At 66.0% G+C, this 18,783-nt stretch carries 15 protein-coding genes; 11 read left to right on the plus strand and 4 right to left on the minus strand.

What is annotated here, in order from left to right:
* Window positions 1–8: 8 nt before the first annotated feature.
* The 7 genes from NZU74_09130 to coaE all read left to right on the plus strand — a co-directional run bounded on the left by NZU74_09130 (window position 9) and on the right by coaE (window position 8,375).
* Window positions 9–1,964: an ABC transporter substrate-binding protein gene (locus NZU74_09130; GenBank protein MCS6881483.1), complete on the plus strand. Its 1,956-nt coding sequence runs from the start codon at window positions 9–11 to the stop codon at window positions 1,962–1,964.
* A gap of 229 nt (window positions 1,965–2,193) precedes the next feature.
* Window positions 2,194–3,396: an ABC transporter permease gene (locus NZU74_09135; GenBank protein MCS6881484.1), complete on the plus strand. Its 1,203-nt coding sequence runs from the start codon at window positions 2,194–2,196 to the stop codon at window positions 3,394–3,396.
* A gap of 13 nt (window positions 3,397–3,409) precedes the next feature.
* On the plus strand, window positions 3,410–4,408 hold the full coding sequence (locus NZU74_09140) for an ABC transporter permease (GenBank protein MCS6881485.1): 999 nt from the start codon (window positions 3,410–3,412) through the stop codon (window positions 4,406–4,408).
* Between the two features lie 356 nt (window positions 4,409–4,764).
* Entirely contained in the window at window positions 4,765–5,733 is a 969-nt protein-coding gene (locus NZU74_09145; GenBank protein ID MCS6881486.1) for an ABC transporter ATP-binding protein, read from the plus strand.
* A complete protein-coding gene (locus tag NZU74_09150; protein ID MCS6881487.1) occupies window positions 5,730–6,728 on the plus strand; it encodes a dipeptide ABC transporter ATP-binding protein in 999 nt (332 codons plus the stop codon). Before NZU74_09145 ends, NZU74_09150 begins: the two co-directional genes overlap by 4 nt.
* 90 nt (window positions 6,729–6,818) lie before the next feature.
* Window positions 6,819–7,598 carry an enoyl-CoA hydratase-related protein gene (locus NZU74_09155; GenBank protein MCS6881488.1) on the plus strand — a complete coding sequence of 260 codons (780 nt, stop codon included), beginning with the start codon at window positions 6,819–6,821 and terminating at the stop codon, window positions 7,596–7,598.
* Between the two features lie 138 nt (window positions 7,599–7,736).
* Window positions 7,737–8,375, plus strand: coding sequence for a dephospho-CoA kinase (gene coaE / locus NZU74_09160; GenBank protein ID MCS6881489.1), 639 nt, complete (start codon window positions 7,737–7,739; stop codon window positions 8,373–8,375).
* A 639-nt stretch (window positions 8,376–9,014) separates the two neighbouring features.
* Here the strand turns inward: coaE and NZU74_09165 are convergent.
* Window positions 9,015–10,985 (minus strand): amidohydrolase, encoded by a 1,971-nt coding sequence (locus tag NZU74_09165; protein MCS6881490.1) that lies wholly within the window; start codon window positions 10,983–10,985, stop codon window positions 9,015–9,017.
* A 411-nt stretch (window positions 10,986–11,396) separates the two neighbouring features.
* Here NZU74_09165 and NZU74_09170 point away from each other — a divergent pair, with 411 nt between their 5' ends.
* From NZU74_09170 to NZU74_09180, 3 genes are all read left to right on the plus strand, one after another.
* Window positions 11,397–11,828, plus strand: a complete 432-nt coding sequence (locus NZU74_09170; protein MCS6881491.1) for a hypothetical protein — start codon at window positions 11,397–11,399, stop codon at window positions 11,826–11,828.
* A gap of 404 nt (window positions 11,829–12,232) precedes the next feature.
* Window positions 12,233–13,327: a histidinol-phosphate transaminase gene (gene hisC / locus NZU74_09175; protein MCS6881492.1), complete on the plus strand. Its 1,095-nt coding sequence runs from the start codon at window positions 12,233–12,235 to the stop codon at window positions 13,325–13,327.
* Window positions 13,328–13,502: 175 nt separating this feature from the next.
* Window positions 13,503–15,026, plus strand: a complete 1,524-nt coding sequence (locus tag NZU74_09180) for a long-chain fatty acid--CoA ligase (GenBank protein ID MCS6881493.1) — start codon at window positions 13,503–13,505, stop codon at window positions 15,024–15,026.
* Between the two features lie 68 nt (window positions 15,027–15,094).
* On the opposite strand, the gene NZU74_09185 is transcribed toward NZU74_09180, so the two are convergent.
* From NZU74_09185 to NZU74_09195, 3 genes are all read right to left on the minus strand, one after another.
* Entirely contained in the window at window positions 15,095–17,200 is a 2,106-nt protein-coding gene (locus tag NZU74_09185; protein MCS6881494.1) for a glycosyltransferase family 39 protein, read from the minus strand.
* Entirely contained in the window at window positions 17,197–17,670 is a 474-nt protein-coding gene (locus NZU74_09190) for a hypothetical protein (GenBank protein MCS6881495.1), read from the minus strand. The genes NZU74_09185 and NZU74_09190 overlap by 4 nt, the downstream gene beginning before the upstream one ends.
* Window positions 17,671–17,735: 65 nt before the next feature.
* Entirely contained in the window at window positions 17,736–18,083 is a 348-nt protein-coding gene (locus tag NZU74_09195) for a hypothetical protein (GenBank protein MCS6881496.1), read from the minus strand.
* Window positions 18,084–18,408: 325 nt separating this feature from the next.
* Between NZU74_09195 and NZU74_09200 the strand changes: the two genes are divergently transcribed.
* Window positions 18,409–18,777 carry a YbgC/FadM family acyl-CoA thioesterase gene (locus tag NZU74_09200; GenBank protein MCS6881497.1) on the plus strand — a complete coding sequence of 123 codons (369 nt, stop codon included), beginning with the start codon at window positions 18,409–18,411 and terminating at the stop codon, window positions 18,775–18,777.
* Window positions 18,778–18,783 lie beyond the last annotated feature (6 nt).

Raw genomic sequence — 18,783 nt, forward strand, 5'->3', positions numbered from 1 at the left:
ACACGGCAATGGCAAGGTTCCTCAAACGTCCCGCTGCCATGGTGGCGCTCGTGGCGCTGCTCATCCCCATCCTGGCGGCATGCGGCGGCGCTCCCGCCGCGCCCCAAGTCGTCCGCGAGACGGTCGTGGTTGTTCAGACGGCCGAGCCGGTGCGCGAAACGGTGGTAGTGGTGGCCACCCCTGAAGCCGGCGCTGGCGCCTTCACCACGCCCCACCCGATCCTCGGCGATCCGAAGGTGCGCCAGGCGATTGCCTACTGCACCAACCGCCGCGAGTTGATCCAGTCGGTCTATAACTACCTGACTCCCGAGCAGCAGGAACAACTGCTCATGGACACCAACCTGCCCAGGACCCACTGGGCGGTGGCCACCGAGGCTGATGGGATTGTCACCTACCCCTTTGACCCGGAGAAGGGCAAGGCTCTGCTTGAGGAAGCTGGCTGGAAACTCGAGGAGGGCCAGACGGTGCGCACCAAGGATGGTGTGCCGTTGAGCCTGGAGTTCACCACCACCAATGCCCAGTTCCGCATCACCTGGGCCACGGTGCTGGAAAAGCAACTGCTCGACAACTGCGGCATCCAGATCATCCGCAAGCATGCCCCGGGCTCCTGGTGGTTCGGCAGCGCCTCGGGCCTGCGCCGGCGCGACTTTGAGCTTGGGGCCTTCGCCTGGGTGGGCGAGGCCGATCCGGGCGGGCGTTCGCTCTACGCCTGTGACCAGATCCCTCTGCCCGAGAATAACTGGGAAGGCCAGAACTACATGGGCTGGTGCAACGAGGCGGCCAGCCGGGCGATCATCGCGGCCAATAACACCTTGAACCGTGAGGAGCGCATCAAGAACTACAAGGCTTTCCAGGTGGAGTTCACCAAGGACATGGTCAGCCTGCCGCTGTTCCAGCGCCTGGAAGCCTACGCCTGGAACAAGGCCCTCCAGAACCTGAAGCCCGACCCCACCGAGTACATCACCGCCAACGCCTACGAGTGGGCGCGCAGCGACAACGAGGATACGATTATCCTCGGCTTCACCCAGGAGCCGGCCTCGATGTTCTCGCTGGTTGAGAGCGCCGCCGTACAGCGCCAGGCGGCCCAACTGGTTGGCGGCGTACTGCAAACGCAGTATAGCTATGATTATCAACCCGTGCTGCAAGACGGCCTCTCCACGATCGAGAGCGGCAAGGCCAAGAATGAGGTGGTTGAGGTCAAGGAAGGCGATACGGTCTGGAGCGCCGATGGCGAGGCCGTCGAACTCAAGCCGGGGGTCGAGATCGTCAACTCCGACGGCGAGACCATCACCTACCAGAGCGGCACGGTGAAGATGAACCGGCTCACCGTGACCTACGACCTCGTCAAGGGCATTACCTGGTCCGATGGCGAGCCGCTGAAGAAGGCCGACATCGAACTGAGCGTGAAGATTAGCTGCGACCGCGAGTCGGGCGCCACTTCCTTCACCTTCTGCGACTCGCACCAGGGCGCCGAGGGGGTGAACGTGACCAGCGACACCAGCTACACGATCACCTTCCTGCCGGGCGTGCAGTGGCCGACCTACTTCCTGGCCCCCTACGGCGGCTATCCCTCCCACCAGACCATTTCGGACGGGCGCAAGCTGGCCGATGTGCCGGCCAAGGAGTGGGCGACCCTGCCGGAGGTTGCCGAGACGCCGCTGGGCTACGGCCCCTACATCCTCAAGGAGTGGAAGAAGGGCCAGAGCATGGTCTTTGAGGCCAACCCGAACTTCGTGCTCGGCGCGCCGAAGGTGAAGAATGTGATCATTCAGTTCTTCGGCGATACCAACGCTGCCGTAGCAGCGCTGTTGACCGGCGAGGTTGACATCCTCGAGAAGGCCACCCTCGGCGCCGGCCCCGAGGTGGAGGCGGTGCTCAAGGCCGCGGCCGAGGGCAAGATCGAAGCCAAAACTGACGCCAGCCCGACCTGGGAGCATATGGATATGAATCTGTTCGTGCGGTAAGATTCAGGCGGCTGTGCCGCGTACTGGGACGAAGGGATGTTTCTGGGAGGGCGTGCCCCTCCCAGACCCTTCCTTTGGGAGAGGCATCGGGGAAACCTGGTTTCCCTGTGCCCCTCCAGGCGCCTGTCTTCACGTCAGGATGTTCCTGGAAAGGCAGAGCCCTTCCGGACCCTCCTGTGGGAGCTGTGTTCATCTCGTCATCGGGTGGCCTTACCCCCCAGAAAGAGCCATGACCGCCTACCTCATCCGCCGGCTGTTCCAGATGCTGATCGTCACCGTCCTCTCGGCGATGCTGGGCTACACTCTGTTGTACCTGGCGCCGGGGGGGCCGCTGGTGTTTTTGCAGCAGATGCAGAACACCGGTCAGAACCGCGTGAGCGAAGAAGATATTGCGCGCCTCAAGGCGCGCTACGAGCTTGATCTCTATCTGCCGGTGCGCTTCACCCGCTGGCTGATCGGCTTCCCCAGCGGGCCGGTACGCATCGGCGGGTGGTACCTGCTCCCGCCCGACATGGTGGTGGGCTGTGCCATCCCCGGGCAGGTGCGCCTGCGCTACCCCGACGGCAGGGTGGAAATTCGCGAAGAGGGCTGCGCCCGAGTGGTCACCCTGGCCGACCTGGAGAACCGCCCCGTCAGCCGCGGCATCCTCTTTGGCGATTTTGGCCTCTCCCAGCAGATCGCCCGCGACCGTCCGGTGAGCGACCTGTTGATGAGCCGCCTGCCCTACACCCTGTGGCTGATGGGCGTGTCCACCCTGCTGGCGATCCTGATCGGCGTGCCGTTGGGGATCTATTCGGCGGTGCGGCAGTATTCGCGCTTTGACTACGCGATGACCACCATCACCTTCATCGGCTCGTCGCTGCCGACTCTGTTCATGGGGGTGATGGCCATTCTGATCTTCTCCGTGCTCGCCAAGGAGGCCGGATTACCCTACCTGCCCTCCGGCGGCGCGGAGGCGGAGCGGGGCTACACCGTTCCCTGGATCGGCAGGGTGGAGGCCCGCTCGTTGCTGGATCGCCTCCTGCGCTTCATTATGCCCGTCAGTGTGCTGACGTTCTTCAACATCGCCGGCTGGAGCCGCTTCGTGCGCGCCAGCATGCTCGAGGTGCTGCGGCAGGACTACGTGCGCACCGCGCGGGCCAAGGGGGTGCGCGAGCAGCTGGTGATCACCAAGCACGCCCTGCGCAACGCGCTGATCCCCTTCATCACGCTGCTGGCCGGGGTGCTGCCGACGCTGGTGGCCGGCGCGGCGATCACCGAGTCGGTCTTTAACTGGCCGGGCATGGGCCGGCTGCTGGTTGACGCCCTCGAGCGCAGCGACTACACCGTGGCTATGGCGATTCTGTTTATCAGCACCGTGCTGGTATTGATCGGCTATTTAATCTCAGATATTCTATATACAATTGTCGATCCCCGAATCCGGCTCTCGTGAGGAGCAACATTCGATGGCCACAACCACCTCGGCGGTTCCCGAAGCCGCCGAACGCGCGCAGCCGCGTTCCGAAGGCCAGTGGGCGGTGGTCTTCCGACGCTTTCGGCGTCACCGCCTGGCGATGATCAGCCTGGCCGTCCTGGCAGCGATCTTCGGCGCGTCGCTCCTGGCGCCCTGGATCGCCCCCTTCCCCCGCGACGACATCGGGCTGGACCGCGTGGCCCTGCCGCCGATGAGCGTTGATCCGGAGAACGGCAAGCTGCATATCCTTGGCACCGACCACCTGGGGCGCGATTTCTTCACCCGCGTGATCTACGCTGCCCGCGTCTCGCTCATGGTCGCCATTTCGGTAACCGTGCTGGTGGCAATCATCGGCACCATCCTGGGCTTGCTGGCCGGCTACTTCGGCGGCTGGACCGACAATCTGATTAGCCGGGTGACGGAGTTTGTCGCCACTATTCCCGATCTTCCAATCTTGCTGATTCTCAGCGCGATTATGGTCCAGAACGACGATCTGATCGCCCTGCCGGGATGGATCATCGGGCCGGTGGCCTGGATCATGGCCGTGCCGCTGCGCGAGGCCACCCAGGTGACGCTGCTGATCCTGGTGCTGGCGTCGCTGGGCTGGGTCGGCATAGCGCGCCTGATGCGCGGCATGGTGCTCCAGGTGCGCGAAATGCAGTACATCGAGTCGGCGCGGGCGCTCGGTGGCGCCAATGCCTGGATCCTGGGCAAGCACGTCTTTCCCAACGCCTTCCCGCCGTTGATCGTGGCTTTCACGCTGGGTCTCAACTCCGCCCTGGTCAGCGAGGTGTCGATCAGCTTCCTTGGCTTCGGCGTGCAGGACCCAACGCCCACCTGGGGCAATATGATGGGCTTCGCCACCAGCTACATGTTCAACCATCCCTGGATGCCGCTCATCCCCGGCCTGCCGATCTTCCTCTGTTCGCTGGCCTTTAATTTTGTAGGTGATGGCTTGCGAGACGCGCTGGATCCGCGGTTGAAGATTTGAGGCGAGTGCAGGAGGGTTCCGGAAGGGCGCATCCCTCCCGGAAAACCTCCTCTCACCCCGTCGTCGCGCGGCGAAGCCGCGCCGTACCAGAAAAGAAAAACACCGGGGCCGGAGGCCCTCGCAACCCCGACGCCCGTGTGAGGAGGGCCTGGGAGGGCGTAGCCCTCCCAGGAACACCCTGACGCCTGTGTGGGAAGGGCGCAGGAGGGCGTAGCCCTCCCGGAAAACCTCCTCTCACCCCGTCGTCGCGCGGCGAAGCCCTGTGCAGTCTGATAAGGAAAGAGAAAAAACCATTGAGCACATCACCGCTTTCCGCCCCCGCCACCGCGCCACGGGCCGCGCCGCGCCGCGGCGAAGTGCTGCTGCGGGTGCGCGGCTTGAAAACCTACTTTTTCACCGAGGCCGGCGTGGTGCGTGCCGTGGACGGGATTGACCTGGTCCTGCGGCGCGGCGAGACGCTGAGCATCGTCGGCGAGAGCGGTTCGGGCAAGAGCGTCACCTCACTCTCGATTATGCGCCTGATCCAGCACCCTCCAGGCAAGATCGTCGAAGGCGAGATCATCTTCGACGGCATAAATGTGCTCGCGCTAAGCGAGGAGGATATGCGCCGCATCCGCGGCAACCGCATCTCCATGATCTTCCAGCAACCCACCACCTGCCTCAACCCGGTCTTTCGCGTCGGCGACCAGATCATCGAGGCGCTGGAGATCCACCAGGGTTTGAAAGGCGAGAAGGCCAGGCGCCGCTGCATCGAGCTACTGACCATGGTCGGCCTGCCCGACCCCCAGCGCCGCATCAGGCAATACCCCCATGAACTATCGGGCGGGCAGGCCCAGCGCGTGATGATCGCCATGGCCCTGGCCTGCAACCCCGAACTGCTGATCGCCGATGAGCCGACTACGGCTCTCGATGTCACCATTCAGGCCCAGATCCTCGACCTGATGCGCGCTCTGCGCGAGCAGATCGACACCTCGATTATCCTCATCACCCACGACATGGGCGTGGTGGCCGAAATGGCCGATACCGTGGCGGTAATGTATGCCGGCCAGATCGTCGAGTACGCCGACGTGCGCAGTCTCTTCGGCGACCCCAAACATCCCTATACCCAGGGCCTGCTGGAGTCGATCCCCGTGCTGGGCGAGGTAGTGGATCAACTGGCGACCATCCCCGGCACGGTGCCGAACCTGATCAACCCGCCCGCCGGCTGCCGCTTTGCCGAGCGTTGCTCCCGCCGCTTCGAGCGTTGCGACGAACCTGTGCCAATGTTTGAACTGCAAGATGGGCGCAAAGTGCGCTGCTGGCTGTACGAGCGAGGGGAAGTATGAGCGTCTCGGCGCCTGCGGGCGATCCCGGGGTTTTGCTGGAAGTCAACAACCTGGTCAAGCATTTTCCGATCAAGGGCGGGGTATTGCGCCGCACCGTCGGGCACGTCAAAGCGGTGGACGGGGTGAGCTTCTTTATTCGCCGCGGCGAGACCCTGGGCCTGGTCGGCGAGAGCGGCTGCGGCAAGACCACCACCGGGCGCACAGTGCTGCGTCTGGAACGGGCCACCTCCGGCGAGGTGCTCTTCGAGGGCAAAGACGTGCTCAGGGCCAACCGGAAGCAGTTGAAGGCCCTGCGCCGGGATATGCAGATCGTCTTTCAGGACCCCTACGCCTCGCTCGACCCGCGCCTGACGATCGGCGAGAGCGTGGCCGAAGGACTGGTGATCCACGGCATCGGCACGCCCGCCGAGCGGCGCGAGCGCGTGCGCGAGGTGCTGGCCCGCGTGGGCCTGCACGCCAGCCACATGAGCCGCTTCCCGCACGAGTTCTCCGGCGGGCAGCGGCAGCGCATCGGCATCGCCCGCGCCCTGATCATGGAACCCAAGCTCATCGTCTGCGACGAGCCGGTCAGCGCCCTGGACGTCTCGATCCAGTCGCAGGTGCTCAACCTGCTCAAGAATCTGCAACGGGAGTTCGGGTTGACCTACCTGTTCATCGCCCACAATCTGGCCGTGGTGGAACACATCAGCGACCGGGTGGGGGTGATGTACCTGGGCAAGCTGGTGGAACTGGCGGGGCGCGACGATCTGTTCCGCGAACCGCTGCACCCCTACACGAAGGCGCTGATCTCGGCCATTCCCTACCCCGATCCGACGCGCCGCCGCGAGCGGATCGTGCTCCAGGGCGACGTGCCCAGCCCGATCAACCCCCCCGCGGGCTGCCGCTTCCACCCGCGCTGCTGGATCGCCCGCGATATCTGCAAGGAGCAGGAACCGGCCTTCGAGGAAAAGAGGAAGGGCCACTGGGCGGCCTGCCATTTTGCCGGGCAGTTCTGATTGTGGGGCAATCCGGCTGTGTAGGGCAATCCTGAGGATTGCCCTACAGGACTTGTGCTTCTCCTATTTCACCTCAAGAGACTGAACACCATGAGTGAACTGGTACTCATCGAACGGAACGGCCCTCTGGCCACGGTGACTCTGAATCGCCCGGAAGTGCACAATGCCTTCAACGCACAGGTGATCGCCGAGCTGCACACCGCCTGCACGGCGCTGCGGAGCGAGACCGGGCTGCGCGCCGTGGTGCTGCGGGGCGCCGGGCCGTCGTTCTGCGCCGGGGCCGACCTGCACTGGATGCGCGAGAGCCTGAACTACACCCACGCCGAGAACCTGGCCGACGCGGCGCGCCTTGACGCGATGTTGGAGGCCCTCAATACGCTGCCCGTGGCGGTGATCGGGCGGGTGCACGGCGCCGCCCTTGGCGGGGGCGTGGGTCTGACAGCCTGCTGCGACGTGGTGGTGGCCGCCGAGGAGGCCAGTTTTGGCTTCACCGAGGCGCGCCTGGGGCTGCTGCCGGCGGTGATCGCCCGCTATGTGACGCCGAAGATCGGCCCGGGGCACGCGCGGGCGCTTTTCGTCACCGCGCGCCGCTTCAGCGCGCAGCAGGCCGCGGCAATCGGCCTGGTCCACGAGGTGACCCCCGCCGAGGAACTGGACGCGGCGGTCGAGCGGGTGATTGAGGCCGTGCTTGCCTGCGGGCCGGGGGCCGTGGCCGCCTCCAAGGCCCTGGTAAGCGCCGTGACCACCCTGCCCCCCGCCGAGGCCCGCGAGTATGCGATCAGCGCCATCGCCGCCGCCCGCACCGGCTCTGAGGGCCAGGAGGGCCTGCGGGCGTTCCTGGAGAAGCGCCGACCGGGGTGGGCAGGGTAGGTGTGGAGGTGTGGAGGTGTGGAGGTGTGGAGGTGTGGAGGTGTGGAGGTGTGGAGGTGTGGAGGTGTGGAGGCGTAATGGGATGGTTTTACAACTCTACAGCTCTACAACTCTGCGCTTTCACAGAGTAATCTAGATATGAAACATCCCAACGTCTACCTCATCGGCCTGACCGGCGGCATCGCCTGTGGCAAGAGCACCGTGCTGGCCATGCTCGCCGATCTCGGCGCGCGCACCATTGACGCCGATCGCGTGACCCACGACCTGCAGGCCCCAGGCATGCCCGTATACGAGCAGATCGTTGCGGCCTTTCCCGAAGCCGCACCGGAACCCGGCGCCCCCCTCGACCGGCGCCGGCTGGCGGCGCTGGTCTTCAGCGATCCGCAGCGGCTGCGCCAGTTGGAGCAGATTGTGCATCCGGCGGTGCGGCTTGAGCTACGCAACTTCATCGAAGCGGTGGGCCGGGCCGCCGGACCCGCCGAGCGCCCGGTGGTGGTGATTGACGTTGTCAAACTGATTGAGTCGGGCTGGGCGCAGGTATGTGACGAGGTGTGGGTGGTGACCGCCCCAGAGGAGCAGCAGGTGAGCCGGCTCATGGCCACGCGGGGCATGAGCGAGGCCGAGGCGCGGCAACGCATCGGCGCTCAGACGTCTCAGGCGGAGCGTCTGGCCCACGCCACGGTGGTGATTGACAATGGCGACTCGCTTGCCGCCACCCGCGCGCAGGTTGAGGCGGCCTGGCAGGCGATGCTGCGGCGGAAGGAGGCGCGGAGGTGAGCGCCTTGTGGAGATGTAGAGCTGTGGAGGTGTGTTTTTAAATATAAACTTTTAATGGGGATTTAAATAGTCTGTGCACTACGTTTCCCGGTGTTTGTCACCCGAGCCCTTCGACTGCGCTCAGGGTAAACTCCGCGAGGGGTCTACCGCACCAGGAGGCGGAAGATGCTTCCCCTTCGCTTCGCTCAGGGCTTCGGCTTCTTCGCTCAGCATGACCGGGCGAGCGAAATACCGGAAAACTACATTCACAGACTACTAGGTTTTTCGGTAACCCCGCCCCCTCCCCAACCCCTCTCAGGTGTAGGGTTTTTCGAGCGAGAAGGGGTTTTCGGCATTCCAATGCGCTTCCGATCCTCACCCCCCTGCCCCCCTCTCCACCTATGGTGGAGAGGGGGAGTTGGGCGTCCCAATGCCCCAGATCGCGAATGTGACGCGAGGATGTGCCGGAAAACCCTACACCTGAGAACTCCCCAACCCTCCCCCGCTGCGGGAGGAAGCCCGGCGCCTTCCCCCAACGGGGGGAGGTTGGGAGGGGGGCGGAAGTGCAAGGAAACGTCATCCACAGCCTGTTAAGGGATCTGAAAACGCCTCACACCTCCACACCTCCACACCTCCACACCTCCACACCTCCACACCCCCTCACACCATCTCCACGTATTCTTGCTTCACCAGATCGCGCTCATGCACGCCGGCGATGGCGAGGAGTTCGCCAATTAGCGCGGCGCGCTCGGCGGCGTCGCGGCTGCTCCAGGTGCGGCTCTTGATCTCCAGGTAGGGGCCCGAGTCGCTGCCGCCAAGGAGGGTATCGAGATTGATGGCGAAATCATGCTCCCGGTACATGATCCGCCAGCGCCGCCGGCGTTTCTCCAGCTCGACCACCCTGTCGGGCTGAAAATACTCGCGGTAGAAGCGCACGGTACGGTCGGCGCGGGCGGTGTAGCGAGCGCGCGAGAGCACGATGGCATGAGGGTACTCCCCGCGGATGGCCTCGGCCATCAGGGTGAGGGTGTACTTCGGTTCGAGGCGCGCGCCGGGATCGGTGCGATGATCCTCGCGGATGCGAATACGCTCGCGATTTTTGAACAGAAAGTACGTATCATATTGCGTGCGAATGCTGCTCTTGGTGATCGTAACCCGCGGATCTTCGAGGAGGCGGCGCACCTTGCCCTCGCCATCGGGGCCGAGACGCGCCTTGACCTGGATCTCGAAGATCTCGGCCTGCTGCACCCCGCCGAGAGCCAGGATCTTCGCCATCAGGTTGCGCTCGCGGGAGGCCAGGAACTCATCAATGCGCGCCGAGATAGCCTGGGCGCGAGCCAGAATGGCCTCCTCGTCGAGGGTCAGCAGGGCGCGGTCGCGCACCAGCATCCGCCCATCAACGAGCACGTGACGCACATCGGCGGCGCGGGCGCCGTAGACCAGGTGCGAGTAGATCGCTTCGGGGCTGTAGAAGTAGCGCGGCGCGCTGTGGAGCTTGCCCAGCTCCACCACAGTGATGTCGGCTCGCTTGTGCGGCTCCAGGGACCCGACGAGGTGCTCCAGATGCACAGCGCGCGCGCCCCAGCACGTCGCCAGCGCCAGAGCCTCGCGGGCGGTCACCGCGGTCGGGTCGCCGCTGACGCCTTTAGGCAACAGGGCCGCGAGCTGGATCTCGGTGAACATATCCTGATCGTCGTTGGAGGCCGGCCCATCGGTGCCCAGACCAGTGCGCACGCCAGCGTCAATCAGCCGCTTGTAGGGGGCAATGCCGCTGGCCAGTTTGAGGTTGCTGGTGGGGCAGGGCACGGCCCCGACGCGGGCCTCGCGCAGCAGGCGGATGTCATCGTCGGTGGCGTGGGTGCAATGGGCGGCGATACAGGGCACATCGAAGGCCCCAACGCGCCGGGCGTAGCGGATGGGCGTCACCTCGCGCTCGCGAATGCTCTCCTCAACCTCGCGGGCGGTCTCCGAGAGATGGGTGATCAACGGCACGCCATACTTGCGGCACAGCGCCGCCGCCTCCTGGTAGATCCGGTCGGTGCAGGTGTAGGGCGCGTGGGGCGCGACCGTGGGCACGATCCGCTCATGGCCGCACCACTCCTCGATGAAGCGCCGCGCGCGCTCGAGGCCCTCGTCGAACGAGGCGGCGTCGGGGGTGGGCAGGCGCATCACCGTCTGGCCGCAGATGGCGCGCATGCCGGCCTCGTCGGCGGCTCGCGCCACCTGGTCCTCGAAGTAGTACATATCCACGAAGGTCGTCGTGCCGCCGCGCAGCATCTCGGCGCAAGAGAGCAGCGTGCCGACGTAGGAGAACTCCTCGTCCACGAACTTGCTCTCCACCGGGAACATATAACCGAAGAGCCAGACATCGAGTTGCTGGTCGGCGGTCATACCGCGCAGCAGGCTCATGGGCACGTGGGCGTGGCCGTTAATCAGGCCGGGGATGACGGCGCAGCCAGTGCAATCTATCGTTTCACGGGCAGCGTAGCGCCGCGCCAGTTCGTTTGCCGGCCCCACGGCGACGATCTCGCGCCCGCGCACCGCCACGGCCCCTTCGGGGATGATCGTCCAGGCCGCGTCCATCGTCACCACGGTTCCGCCGGCAAGTAGGAGGTCTATTGGTTCGGACATGTCCGTACTCCTTCTTCCTCCCCCGGTACGATATCGGGGACGTTTCCCGACATTGTACCAGAGGCCCCGCTGGACAGGGGTTTCCCCACCCTTTTAGTCTGTAAACAGAATCTGTCGCTAAACCCCCACCCCCTCCCCAACCCTCCCCCGCTGGGGGAGGGCGCCCGCCTCCTCCCCCCAACGGGGGAGGCCGGGAGGGGGGCGGAAAGGCAAGGAAACTTCGTTCACGGACTAATCAGGATGAACGGAAGAAGTTCTCAGGAGGGCGTCGCCCTCCCGGCTCCTCCCTGGCAGGACGGGTCGGCGGGGGAGACCGATCGCCCCGTCGGGGCGGAGGCGCGGGGAAACCCGGTTTCCCCACGCCCACACATTTCACCTGCCCTGTGCTATACTCCGCAGAGGAGGAGTTCGATGCGCGTCCCGCAGGTTACACACGGTTCGACGCTCCCCTGGCTTGTCGCGGGCGGGACGGGGCTGGTCGGGGCCGTGGCGATCATTGTCTGGCTGGAGCGAGCCCTGGCGCCGGGCGCGGGCTGGGTCTGGCTGGCGCTGACCGCGGCTCTCGGAGGCGCTGCGGTGGCGCTGCTGCGCCGCATTCGCGGCCAGGGGCTGTCATGCGCCCTCGGCCCGCGGCTGCGCCCGTTGCAGGTGAGCGGCCTGGCCCTTCAGGCTCTGGGCGCGTTGCTCTTTCACTACGGGCAGGACCCGGCCTTCCAGGCCGCACTGCCGCCGCTGGCTGCTCCCTGGCTGTCCCTGGCCTGCGTCCTGGGCGGCCTGCTGGTGCTGGGCCTGGTCAGCATCACCAGCGACTGTCGGGACGCCGAGTTGCACGGGCGGGTGTAGAGCACTGACCGGAATGCTTGATCCACTGAGAACACTGAGCCGTGTGGCTCGCGGCGCTCGTGTCACCATTGTTACGGATCAACCTTTTCGAGAAACGCTATGGACACCCTCTCAGGGGTGGAATTTTGTTGGGCGAGCAGGGGTTTTCGGTATTCCAATGCGCTTGTGATCCTCACCCCCCGCCCCCCTCTCCACCGTAGGTGGAGAGGGGGACGTTGGGCGCCCCAATGCCCCGGATGGCGAACGCGACGCGAGGATGCGCCCGAAAAACCCTACACCTGAGAGCCCTGACCCTCCCACGCCGTGAGAGAAAACCGGGCCCCTCCCCCCGGCGGGGGGAGGCGGGGAGGAGGGCAGAATGCGGCGTCACTATAAACCTGCGAAACCAGAGCTAACCTGAACCCATGTTCTTTCCCGCCAATCTGATCCGCGCCGAGATCGCCGATCTGGAGCCGTACACCCCCATCCTGCCGCTGGAGGTGCTGGCGGCGCGGCTGAACCTGCCCGTCGAGCGTCTGGTGAAGCTCGATGCCAACGAGAACCCCTACGGCCCCTCGCCACGGGCGCTGGAAGCCCTGGCGCGCGAGCCCTTCCTGCACATCTACCCCGATCCCGGCCACACCCGGCTGCGCGCGGCCCTCAGCGCGTATGCCGGCCAGCCGGTCGAGCGCATCCTCTGCGGGGCGGGCGCCGACGAGTTGATTGACCTCATCCTGCGCCTCTGCCTGACCCCCGGCGCCGCCGTGATTGACTGCCAGCCGACCTTTGGCATGTACAGCTTCGACACGGGGGTCTGCGGCGGGCGCGTGGTGGACGTGCCCCGTCGCGCCGATTTCAGCCTCGACCTGGAGGGCATCGAGCAAGCGGCCCGCGCCAGCGAGGCCCGCGTCCTGTTCCTGACCTCGCCCAATAACCCTACCGGCAACCTGCTGCCGCCCGAGCACCTGGAGCGCCTGCTGCGCCTGCCGCTGCTGGTAGTGGTGGACGAAGCCTACGTCGAGTTCGCCGGAGTCGGGCAGGGCTTTGGCGCCTGGGTGGGGCGCTACGAAAACCTGGCAGTGCTGCGCACCTTTAGCAAGTGGGCGGGGCTGGCGGGCCTGCGCGTGGGGTACGGGCTGCTGCCCGAGTGGCTTGCCGAGCAACTCTGGAAGATCAAGCAGCCCTACAATGTGAGCGTGGCGGCCCAGGTCGCTGCAATCGCCTCGCTGGAGGATCGCGCCTACCTGATGGGAAACGTGGCTCGCATCGTAGCCGAGCGCGAGCGGCTGCAGCCGCTGCTGGCCGACCTTCCCTACCTGCGGCCCCTGTCCAGCGCGGCGAATTTCATCCTCTGCCGGGTGGAGGGCCGCTCGGCCCGCGAGGTGAAACTGGCCCTGGAACAGCAAGGCATCCTGGTGCGCTACTACCACACATCCCTGTTGCGCGACTACATCCGTATCAGCATCGGCACGCCGGAGCAGAGCGCCGTCCTCCTGGAGGCCCTGCGCGCCCTGGCGTAGTGGTTTGCATCAGCCCTGTTTTCACACCAGTGGCGCGCGACATAGCCGCCGGGCCGTCTGGTATGATAGTATGTATGCGCGGCAAGGTTCGGAGGGGCCGCAGGCCCCTCCGAACACTATCTTCGCGTGCCGTATCTCCGTAATCCGAGACCACTGCGTAAGAAAGGAGCGTTCGATGCTGAACCTCGCTCTGCTGCTGGAGCAAAGCGCACGCCAGGACCCCGGCAAGCTCGCGGTGATCCTGGACGATTACAAGCTGCGCTACGCGGAGGTGAACGGGGCCGCCAACAAGGTGGCCAATGCCCTGGTGAAGCTGGGCGTTCAACCGGGCGACAAGGTCGCCCTGATGATGCCGAACACGCCCCATTTCCCCATCTGTTACTACGGCATCCTCAAGGCCGGCGCCACGGTAGTGCCGCTGAATGTGCTCTTCAAACAGAATGAAGTGCAGTACCACCTTGAGGACAGCGACTCGGTGGCGCTGATCACCTGGGAGGGCTTTCTGCCCGAGGCCGGCCCGGGCTTCCGCAAAACCGAGACCTGCCACCATCTGATCGTGGTGCAGGCCCCTGGCAGCAGCGAGGCCCTGCCCGAAGGGGCGATCAGCTTCAACCAGATCATGGCCGAGCACGCGCCGGTCTTCGACACGGTGCAAACCCGCTCCGACGACACTGCGGTGATCCTCTACACCTCGGGCACCACCGGCCGGCCCAAGGGCGCCGAACTGTCGCACTTCAACATGTTTTTCAACGCCATGATCTGCGCCGAGAAGCTGCTCGGCGTGGTCAAAGAAGACGTGTTTCTCGCGACGCTGCCGCTCTTCCACTCCTTCGGCCAGACCTGTGTGATGAACGTGAGCCTGTTCCTCGGAGCGACGATGACCATGCTGCCGCGCTTCGAGCCGGTCAAGGCCGCCGAGATCATCCAGCGCGACCGGGTGACGGTGTTCGCTGGTGTGCCCACGATGTACTTCTACCTGCTGCACCACCCGGAGGCGGCGCAGTTCGATATGTCCTCGCTGCGGCGCTGCGTGTCGGGTGGTTCGGCGATGCCCGTGGAGGTGCTGCACGCCTTCAATCAGAAGTACAACGTGACCATCCTGGAGGGCTACGGCCTCTCCGAAACCTCGCCCGTGGCCTCGTTCAACCACCTCGACCGGCCCACCAAACCCGGCAGCATCGGCACGCCCATCTGGGGCGTGCAGATGGCGGTGGTCAACCCGGAGGGCCAGCCCGTGCCCACTGGTGAGCTGGGCGAGATCGTCATCCGCGGCCATAACGTGATGAAGGGCTACTACAAGCGCCCCGAGGCCACTGCCGAGGCTATCCGCAACGGCTGGTTCCACACCGGCGACCTGGCGCGCCAGGATGAGGACGGCTACTTCTACATCGTTGACCGGGTGAAGGATATGATCATCCGCGGCGGCTTCAACGTCTACCCGCGCGAGATCGAAGAGGTGCTCTACGCCCACCCGGCGGTGGCCGAGGCGGCGGTGATCGGCGTGCCCGACCCGGCCCTGGGCGAGGAGGTCAAGGCGGTGGTGGCCTTCAAACCCGGCCACAGCGCCACCGAGCAGGAGTTGATTGACTACTGCAAGGAGCGCCTGGCCGCCTACAAGTACCCGCGCAGCGTCGAGATCCGCGAGAGCCTGCCCAAGACCGCCACCGGCAAGATCCTCAAGCGCGAGTTGAAGGCGTGAGGTTCTTCCTTGCCGTCTGGAGGGCGCCGCCCTCCAGACGGCAAGGAGTTTTTGCAGCGGCGGAGCTCCTACGAACCAACCATGAGCGTGGTCAATTCGACAGGCGCGCCGGTTTCCGTGGGGAGCGGCGCGCCCGTTGCGGCGTCGTAGAGGCCCACGAGCAGCCGGTAGGGGCCGGGGGGCAGGGCCGGCAGGGGCATGTCGGCCCGGTCAATCACCAGTTCGCCGGGTTGCCAGCGGCTGGTCGGGTAATCCTCGTAGCGCAGGGGCAGGTCGCGCTGAGCCACCCGCCGCCCGCCCGCGTCGTAGACGTGCACGAAGAGGGTGTAATCGCGGTCGAGCGAGGCCAGGGCGCGCCAGTAGAGGTTGATCTGCACGGGGGCGCCCGCGGGCACGGCGCGCGCGTCGGCCCCTTCTAGCGGCGTGATGCGACTGCGCGGTTCGCCGGGGGCGAGTTCGTAGCCCAGCAGGTCAATCAGGCCGCCAAAGCGGGCGGGTCGCCGCACGAAGGGGATCATCTCGGCATGCTCCCCCAGATCGAGCAGCGCGCCGCCCGGTCCCGGTTGCAGGCCCAGCGAGCGATCAGGCATCTCCAGGATGGCCGGGGCGCCCCGCACCAGGCGCTCGTAGGCCGGGCGATCAGCGAGGTCGTAGCGTTCGCTGTTCACCAGCAGGTAGCGGTAGCCGCGGGCGCGGTACCAGTCAGGCGCATACGTTCCCAGCCAGCGCACCGGCGTCACCGCCGGATCGCCCGCCCACTGCACGGGGTTGGCCTCGACAGCGGCGAGCATGCCGCGGGGTTGGGCGCGCAGGGTCTCGGCGGCGGCCACCAGGGTGTGGGGTTTGCTCCAGTAGTTCAGCAGCCAGCGCGTTTCAAGCGCATGCGGGCTGAGGAGCAGCGCTCCCAGCGCGACGGCGATGACCGTGCCTGCCCGCCAGCCCACCCGCTCCCGGTGCACCTCGGCGGTTGAAGGCGCCCCATCGGGGCGGATGTCAATCACCTGCGGCCCGCTGACGCCCGCGCCGCGCGCCAGCAGCCGGCCCAGCGCCTCGGCCAGGGCGACGGTCGCCGCCGCCGCCAGCAGGAACAGCGGCGGAAACAGCGGCAGGGTGTTGCGGTTGAAGTTGACCGCCTGGGTCAGCAGCAAGCCGCCCCCGGCCAGCACGGCCACACCCAGAATGGCCAGTTGCCGCGGCGCGCGACGGGCCAGCAGCGGCAGGCCGGCGAGCAGCAGCACGGCCGCGGGCCAGGTTAGCCCGTCGCGCCAGAAGAAGGCCAGGTAGCCATCGAGGCGCCAGCGCCCGATGAAATCGCCGTGGCTGCCGCTGGCGTAGTGCTGCGCGTTGATCAGCATGTCGCGCCGGAAGGCGGCGAAGTCGAGGATGGCGAAGGGCGTGGTCAGCAGAAAGACCAGGATGGCCAGCGCCCCTGCGGCCAGCAGGCGCGCGCCGTGGAGGGCGGCCAGACGCCAGACAGCGCCCTGTTTCCCCTCGCGCCAGGCGGCAACCACGTAGATCGCCGCTGCCGCCCCCAGCGCCAGACCGATCACCCCGGCGTTGTACTTCGTGCCTGCGGCAAGGCCCGTGGCCGCCCCCGCCAGCAGGTAGGCGCGCCAGCGGCCGCCTGTCGCCACGCCCCATGCCCCGAGCAACGCCAGCGTCACCCAGACGCCCGTGGGCACATCAGTGGTAATGAAGTGACTATGCTCCACATGGTAGGCGCTCAGCGCCAGGGCCAGCGCTGCGAGCAACCCCGCGCGCCAGTTGAACATGCGCCGGCCAAGCAGGTAGAGCAGCGGAACGGTGAGCGCGCCAAGCGCGGCCGTCAATGCCCGCCCCCAGACGTACAGCTCCGGCGCAGTGGTGTACAGGTAGGTCCTGGCCGGCAGGTCAGCAAGCGAAGAGTACAGGCCCCGGGCGACGCCCCAGGCGGCGTGGGCGCGCACTACCGCTGCGAGCATGTAATAGTGCAGGGAAGGGTAGAGGAACTTGCCCGGATTGGCGCTGCCCTCCTGGACCATGCGCACCGCCGGTTCGAGTACGGCGGGTTCGTCGGGGTGCTCGACATACGGCAGGCCCCACCCCGATGCCCAGCAGCGCAACGCCAGCGCCAGGGCGAACAGCGCGGCCATGATCAGCGCCGTGGCGCGCCGCTGGAGGATGCGAGCGCTCATCGGCGTGCGGGCTTGATCCGCTTGCCCTCAAGACGAGCGTGCAGATCGAGGTAGTGCAGCCAGGCTCGCAGGGTCAGCGGGCCGTACTCGTTGTGGGGGATGACCCAGTCGGGGGGCACGCCACGGGTCTCAAGCTGCCGTATCAGCACCACCGTCTCGCGGCGAGTGGCGGCGAAGGCCGCTCGCAAGTCAAGGAGGCTCTGGCCGCCAGGCGGCGCGTACCGGTCCATCTCATCCTGCACCGGCGGTTCGCCGAGGGCCGTGCGCAGGCGACGCTGGCCCCAGCGTTCCAGACCGACGATATGGCGCAACTGGCGGCGGTTTTCGGGGCTGTCGGCGGCGGCGGCAAAACGCGCCTCAAGCTCCTTGCCGCTGGCTTCGAGCCTGCCGGCGAAGTAAGCGTAGTCCCGCTTGCGGGCTGGACGTTCCAGGAACAGGTTGCGAATGGCGGGGACCAGAGGATTAGCCATAGTAGCGTCAGAAAGGTTTTCAACAGCGACCATTCCGGGTCGCCGGGCGGGCGCTGTATCCCACCTCAATCTGCACTGTCACTATCGTCCTCGTCGCTGCCGGGGAGGCGGGGCAGGCGGGCCAGGGCCGCCCGGTAGCGCTCGGCGTCGTAGGCTTCGCCCCGCGCCATGACCTCGAAGATCTCGCTCGTCACTGCCGTGGCAATCAGATTGATCGCCCCTTCGGGACTGTATCCCATCGAGACCAGACGCTCCAGGGTTCGCCGGGTCTCGGGCGGGTTGCCGGTGGTAAGTTGCTTCTCCACGAGCTGAAGCACGGCGGCCCGCAGGGCAGGATTGGTTGACTGCGGCTCGCCATACCCCTGCGGTGGAATAACTGGTCGTCGCCGAGGACGCTGGCGTTTCAGGGCCATTAGCGGTTCTCCTGGTTCAAGTATTCTATTTATATTGTACCGCAAGCCCGATGCGGCAATATCAGGCTCTTTGACGCAAGGCTGATCCAGAGTCGCCGGGGCCGGCTCCACCCTCCGGGGTTTGTTGGTTCTGGCGTCGTAGCCGCCAGAACCAGCAAAAAATACCTTTTCGGGCGGCATAGCCGCTCCAACCTTCGCTTTCGGAGGCGGACCTTGCATCAGCCTCGGCCATTGACGGCAGGAACGTGTAACCGTATGATGCAGCCCGATCTGGAGCATACCACGTGATCACCGGCCCGCCAGTTGAGATGAGAGGGGAAACCCCATGGAGCACCGCGTAGGCTACAAGGTCTACTACGAAGACACGGACAGCCTCGGGGTCGTCTATTACGCCAACTACCTGAAGTATCTGGAGCGGGGAAGAACGGAGTATGTCGGCTCGCGCGGGCGGCCGATCCAGGATTGGAACCGGGACGGATACTACTTCGTGGTCTACGAGGTACAGATGCGCTTCCGGCGCTCGGCCTCCCTGGGCGACATTGTGGAGGTGGTCTCCACCTTTCAGCGCACCTCCGCCTATCGCGGGCGCTTCTCGCAGCGCATCGAGTGCCGGGGCGAAGTGCTGGTCGAAGCCGAGGTGGATGTGGTCTGTGTGGACCCGCAACAGCAACTGCGGGAGTTCCCGCCGCTTTGAGTCATC

The organism is Chloroflexaceae bacterium, assembly GCA_025057155.1.
GTDB lineage: Bacteria > Chloroflexota > Chloroflexia > Chloroflexales > Chloroflexaceae > JACAEO01.

Excerpts from the sequence above, each read along its gene's own strand:
- NZU74_09165 (MCS6881490.1), bottom strand. The coding sequence starts at position 10,985 with ATGTCCGAACCAATAGACCTCCTACTTGCCGGCGGAACCGTGGTGACG.
- NZU74_09180 (MCS6881493.1), top strand. The coding sequence starts at position 13,503 with ATGCTGAACCTCGCTCTGCTGCTGGAGCAAAGCGCACGCCAGGACCCC.
- NZU74_09190 (MCS6881495.1), bottom strand. The coding sequence starts at position 17,670 with ATGGCTAATCCTCTGGTCCCCGCCATTCGCAACCTGTTCCTGGAACGT.
- NZU74_09170 (MCS6881491.1), top strand. The coding sequence starts at position 11,397 with ATGCGCGTCCCGCAGGTTACACACGGTTCGACGCTCCCCTGGCTTGTC.
- coaE (MCS6881489.1), top strand. The coding sequence starts at position 7,737 with ATGAAACATCCCAACGTCTACCTCATCGGCCTGACCGGCGGCATCGCC.
- NZU74_09195 (MCS6881496.1), bottom strand. The coding sequence starts at position 18,083 with ATGGCCCTGAAACGCCAGCGTCCTCGGCGACGACCAGTTATTCCACCG.
- NZU74_09140 (MCS6881485.1), top strand. The coding sequence starts at position 3,410 with ATGGCCACAACCACCTCGGCGGTTCCCGAAGCCGCCGAACGCGCGCAG.
- NZU74_09185 (MCS6881494.1), bottom strand. The coding sequence starts at position 17,200 with ATGAGCGCTCGCATCCTCCAGCGGCGCGCCACGGCGCTGATCATGGCC.
- NZU74_09200 (MCS6881497.1), top strand. The coding sequence starts at position 18,409 with ATGGAGCACCGCGTAGGCTACAAGGTCTACTACGAAGACACGGACAGC.
- NZU74_09150 (MCS6881487.1), top strand. The coding sequence starts at position 5,730 with ATGAGCGTCTCGGCGCCTGCGGGCGATCCCGGGGTTTTGCTGGAAGTC.
- NZU74_09155 (MCS6881488.1), top strand. The coding sequence starts at position 6,819 with ATGAGTGAACTGGTACTCATCGAACGGAACGGCCCTCTGGCCACGGTG.
- hisC (MCS6881492.1), top strand. The coding sequence starts at position 12,233 with ATGTTCTTTCCCGCCAATCTGATCCGCGCCGAGATCGCCGATCTGGAG.
- NZU74_09130 (MCS6881483.1), top strand. The coding sequence starts at position 9 with ATGGCAAGGTTCCTCAAACGTCCCGCTGCCATGGTGGCGCTCGTGGCG.
- NZU74_09135 (MCS6881484.1), top strand. The coding sequence starts at position 2,194 with ATGACCGCCTACCTCATCCGCCGGCTGTTCCAGATGCTGATCGTCACC.